Here is a 3,942-nt window from a genome sequence, read left to right as displayed (position 1 = left end):
GTTAGGTCGACACCAGCCTTTCCGTACTTGTCAAGGCCGCCGCATTTTCCAAACTCTTGTCGCTTGATCCCAACGCCAGCTCAAAAGTTTTCCACAAGGCGGGATGGTTCTTTTCGCCGTATTCTTCACTGATCAGGTTCTTCAATACTTCCTGGCGCACGCTGATGTCGCCGCTATTGGTTTCGGTGTGAAGATGCGGCGTATTGAAATGCACCGCGCTCAAATAGGTTGGCTCGGCCAGCACATTATGAAAATACTGTTCCGCGTAGTGGCGTAGCTGCTCTTTGGACAGCTTGCCCTCGGTCCACGCCACATAAAAGGGATGCTTGAGCAGGTGCCGCGCATCGATGATCGAGTCTATCCTTTGCTTGAGAAATACGTTGGTTGTCATGCTGATATGGTTTCCGTTTGAGAGATATTTATTTGGGCGCGCAGTTGCCGGGCGGCCTCGACCATACGCTCCAATGCCGTGACAACCTCCGGCCAGCTGCGTGTCTTCAAGCCACAATCGGGATTCACCCATAGTTGTTTCGGATTGATCACCTTGCAAGCTTTCTCCAGCAATTCGAGCATTTCGCCAGTTTCGGGAATTCGTGGCGAGTGAATATCGTATACGCCGGGCCCGATTTCGTTGGGATATTTGAATTCACCGAACCCATCCAGTAATTCCATGCGTGAGCGTGAGGTTTCAATGGTGATAACATCCGCACCCATGTCGGCAATAGCTGGCAGAATATCGTTAAACTCCGAATAACACATGTGAGTGTGTATCTGCGTATCATCCTTTACACCGGAACTGGATACGCGGAACGCTTCCACCGCCCATTTCAGATATTCGTTCCAGGCAGCTTTTTTGAGAGGCAGTCCTTCGCGAAACGCCGGCTCGTCAATCTGAATAATTCCGATACCAGCGCGCTCCAGGTCGGCGACTTCATCGCGGATGGCGAGCGCAAGTTGCAGCGCCGTGGTCGAGCGCGGCTGATCGTCGCGCACGAACGACCACATCAGCATGGTAACAGGTCCGGTCAACATGCCTTTCACCGGCTTTGTGGTTTGGCTCTGCGCATATTGAATCCAGTCGACCGTCATGGATTCGGGGCGGTAGATATCGCCGTGCAGAATCGGCGGCTTTACACAGCGGGAGCCATAGCTCTGTACCCACCCGTTCTCCGTAAAAGCGTAGCCGCACAACTGCTCACCGAAGTACTCCACCATATCATTGCGCTCAGCCTCCCCGTGGACGAACACATCCAGCCCGATCTCCTCCTGCTTACTTATCGCCAGTTGAATCTCTTTGCGCATCGCTTCCAGATACTGCAAATTGCCGATCTCACCTTTCCTGAACGCAGCGCGCGCCTGGCGAATCTCCGAGGTCTGCGGAAATGAACCGATCGTTGTGGTGGGCAGGTCGGGAAGTTGAAAACGTTGCTGTTGCAGCACCTGACGCACTGCGAATGGACTTGTACGCTGGCTGTCATTCTGCGTCAGGCGTTGCAGGCGTTCCTGCATTACCGGGTTATGGTTGCGGGGTGACTCACGGCGTTCTTGTCTTGCCCTGGTGGAGGCATCGAGTTTTTCGCGTATAGCATCTTGTCCCTGGTTCAGACCCTGTCCAAGAATCGATACCTCTTGCAACTTTTGTACCGAAAACGCCAGCCAGTTCTTTATCTCGCTATCCAACCGGGTTTCCAGTTCAAGATCCACTGGGCAATGCAGCAGCGAACAGCTGGGTGCAATCCACAACCGTTCACCCAGAGTGGACTGTGCACGCGATAAAGTCGTCAATGCCTGCGCCAGATCAGCGCGCCATATATTGCGGCCATCAATGATGCCCAAAGACAGAATCTTGCCGATGGGATAACTTTCTAAAAAAATATCAAGCTGATCCGGCGCACGGCACAAATCAATATGCAAACCATCCACCGGCAATTTTTTCAAACGTGCGGCGTGGTTATCTACCGCTTCAAAATAGGTCGTAAGCAACAGTTTTGTTTCAGCGCCATCCAGAGCAGCATATGCGTGATCCAGGGCGCTCAGCCAGTCATCTTCCAAATCAAGCGCCAGCAATGGTTCGTCCATTTGCACCCATTCCACGCCGAGGGATGCGAGGCGTGCCAGAATCTCGCGGTAAACCGGCAGCAGCTGCGTTAACAAGTCGAGCCGGTTGAAGCCGGGCTCGGTTTCTTTACCGAGATATAAATAGGTCAGCGGTCCGACCAGCACCACTTTTGGTGAAATACCAAGTGCCATGGCTTCGGCCACTTCCCGGAAGAGCTGCGACGAAGCGATTCGAAATCGGGTATGCGCATCGAATTCGGGGACGATGTAATGGTAATTGGTATCGAACCATTTGGTCATCTCCATCGCCGGCTGACTCGCCGTTCCACGCGCCATTGCGAAATACAGATCCAGCCCGATTTCGTCATTGCCCGCGTTAAATCTTGCGGGGGCCGCGCCCAGCAGTGCCGTCATGTTCAGCATTTGATCGTAAAGTGCGAAATCGCCAGCCGGAATCAGATCAAGTCCTGCTTCACGCTGCAAGATCCAATGGTGTCTTCGTAATTCCGCTGCTTTGATCTGCAGTTGTTTATCGTCGATGTCGCCACGCCAGAATGCCTCAAGCGTCTGTTTCAGCTCCCGGCGCTCGCCGATGCGAGGGAAACCGAGGTTATGTGTCAAAGCCATAATCGCTCCTCATTGTTGCTTAATTACCGGCTTTAGTTGCCGGCTCAATTGCCGGTATTGCCGTAAGAGCCTATTGTGTGGCAGACTATGTTATGAATCAAATGAAATGTTCTAAAGAAATTATGAATTGGGTTCATAACCATATTCGTATTCAAAATCATGCTTGAGCTACGTCACCTCCGCACGCTTACGGCATTGCATGAAACGGGTAGCGTATCGCGTGCCGCCAAGCGCGTACACCTTACCCAGTCCGCGTTGTCCCATCAGATCAAGGCGCTGCAAAGCCATTATGGCCTGCCGGTCATACAACGCCGGGGGCAGTCCATCGAGCTTACCGAGGCCGGAAAACACTTGGTGGCGCTAGCCGGAAAAGTATTGGAGGAAATTCGGGAAACCGAACGGGATCTTGCTAAAATCTCGCAGCAAGCTTCGGGAAGCTTGCGCATCGTACTGGAGTGTCATACCTGTTTTGATTGGCTGATGCCGCTCATGGATGAATTCCGCCAGCATTGGCCGGATGTGGAGCTGGACTTGGTTTCGGGATTCCATGCCGATCCTGTCAAACTGCTGGAGGAAGGAGGTGCAGACATAGTCATCGGCTCGGAACATAAGCGGCAGCGGGGAATTGTTCATCATCCGTTATTCCGTTTTGAGATTCTCGCGGTATTGGCACCGGAGCATCCCCTGCGGGGAAAACGGATATTGCATGCCTCGGATTTCGCCGATGTAACGTTGATTACCTATCCGGTACCCGAAGATCGCATCGATCTGATTCTCAATGTATTGAAACCCGCCGGTATTCAACCGCAGCGGCGCACGGCGGAACTGACCGTCGCCATCCTGCAACTGGTGGCCAGCCGTCGTGGTGTCGCCGCACTACCCAGCTGGGGTCTCAAAAACTATGTTGACCACGACTATGTGATTGCCCGCCGTATTGGCGCTAATGGGTTATGGAGCGACCTGTACGCGTCGACACTCAAGGAAACCGCATCCCGGCCCTATCTGCGGGATTTCCTGACAACCGCAAGGAATACTTGTTTTGCTACGTTGGATGGAATTATCCCACTGGCATGAGGTCTCTCATGATCAGCACAATGAACATGAATGAATCAGGAAAAACGGAAGGGATAAAATCAGGAAAAGAATCCGGCGGGCAAACGATAGTTTACCCGCCGTCATATGTCGCTTAATGCTTAGTGCAGCGTAACCGCGGCTTCTTCCTCGCAGGCAAGATCTTGGCAGTAATTTTCATAGATT

At 52.7% G+C, this 3,942-nt stretch carries 3 protein-coding genes; 1 reads left to right on the top strand and 2 read right to left on the bottom strand.

Going from position 1 to position 3,942, the window contains the following annotated elements:
- Position 1 precedes the first annotated feature (1 nt).
- Positions 2-391 (bottom strand): iron-containing redox enzyme family protein, encoded by a 390-nt coding sequence (locus SQ11_RS14165; protein WP_232298020.1) that lies wholly within the window; start codon positions 389-391, stop codon positions 2-4.
- Positions 388-2,685 (bottom strand): 5-methyltetrahydropteroyltriglutamate--homocysteine S-methyltransferase, encoded by a 2,298-nt coding sequence (gene metE / locus SQ11_RS14160; RefSeq protein ID WP_041514850.1) that lies wholly within the window; start codon positions 2,683-2,685, stop codon positions 388-390. Before metE ends, SQ11_RS14165 begins: the two co-directional genes overlap by 4 nt.
- Positions 2,686-2,844: 159 nt before the next feature.
- On the opposite strand from metE, the gene SQ11_RS14155 reads away from it, so the two are divergent.
- Positions 2,845-3,759 carry a LysR family transcriptional regulator gene (locus tag SQ11_RS14155; RefSeq protein WP_041514849.1) on the top strand — a complete coding sequence of 305 codons (915 nt, stop codon included), beginning with the start codon at positions 2,845-2,847 and terminating at the stop codon, positions 3,757-3,759.
- The last annotated feature ends 183 nt before the right edge of the window (positions 3,760-3,942 follow it).

The organism is Nitrosospira sp. NpAV, from assembly GCF_000832065.1.
Lineage (GTDB): Bacteria > Pseudomonadota > Gammaproteobacteria > Burkholderiales > Nitrosomonadaceae > Nitrosospira.
The sequence above is the reverse complement of the archived record's forward strand: the minus strand, read 5'-3'. Positions and strand labels throughout refer to the sequence as shown.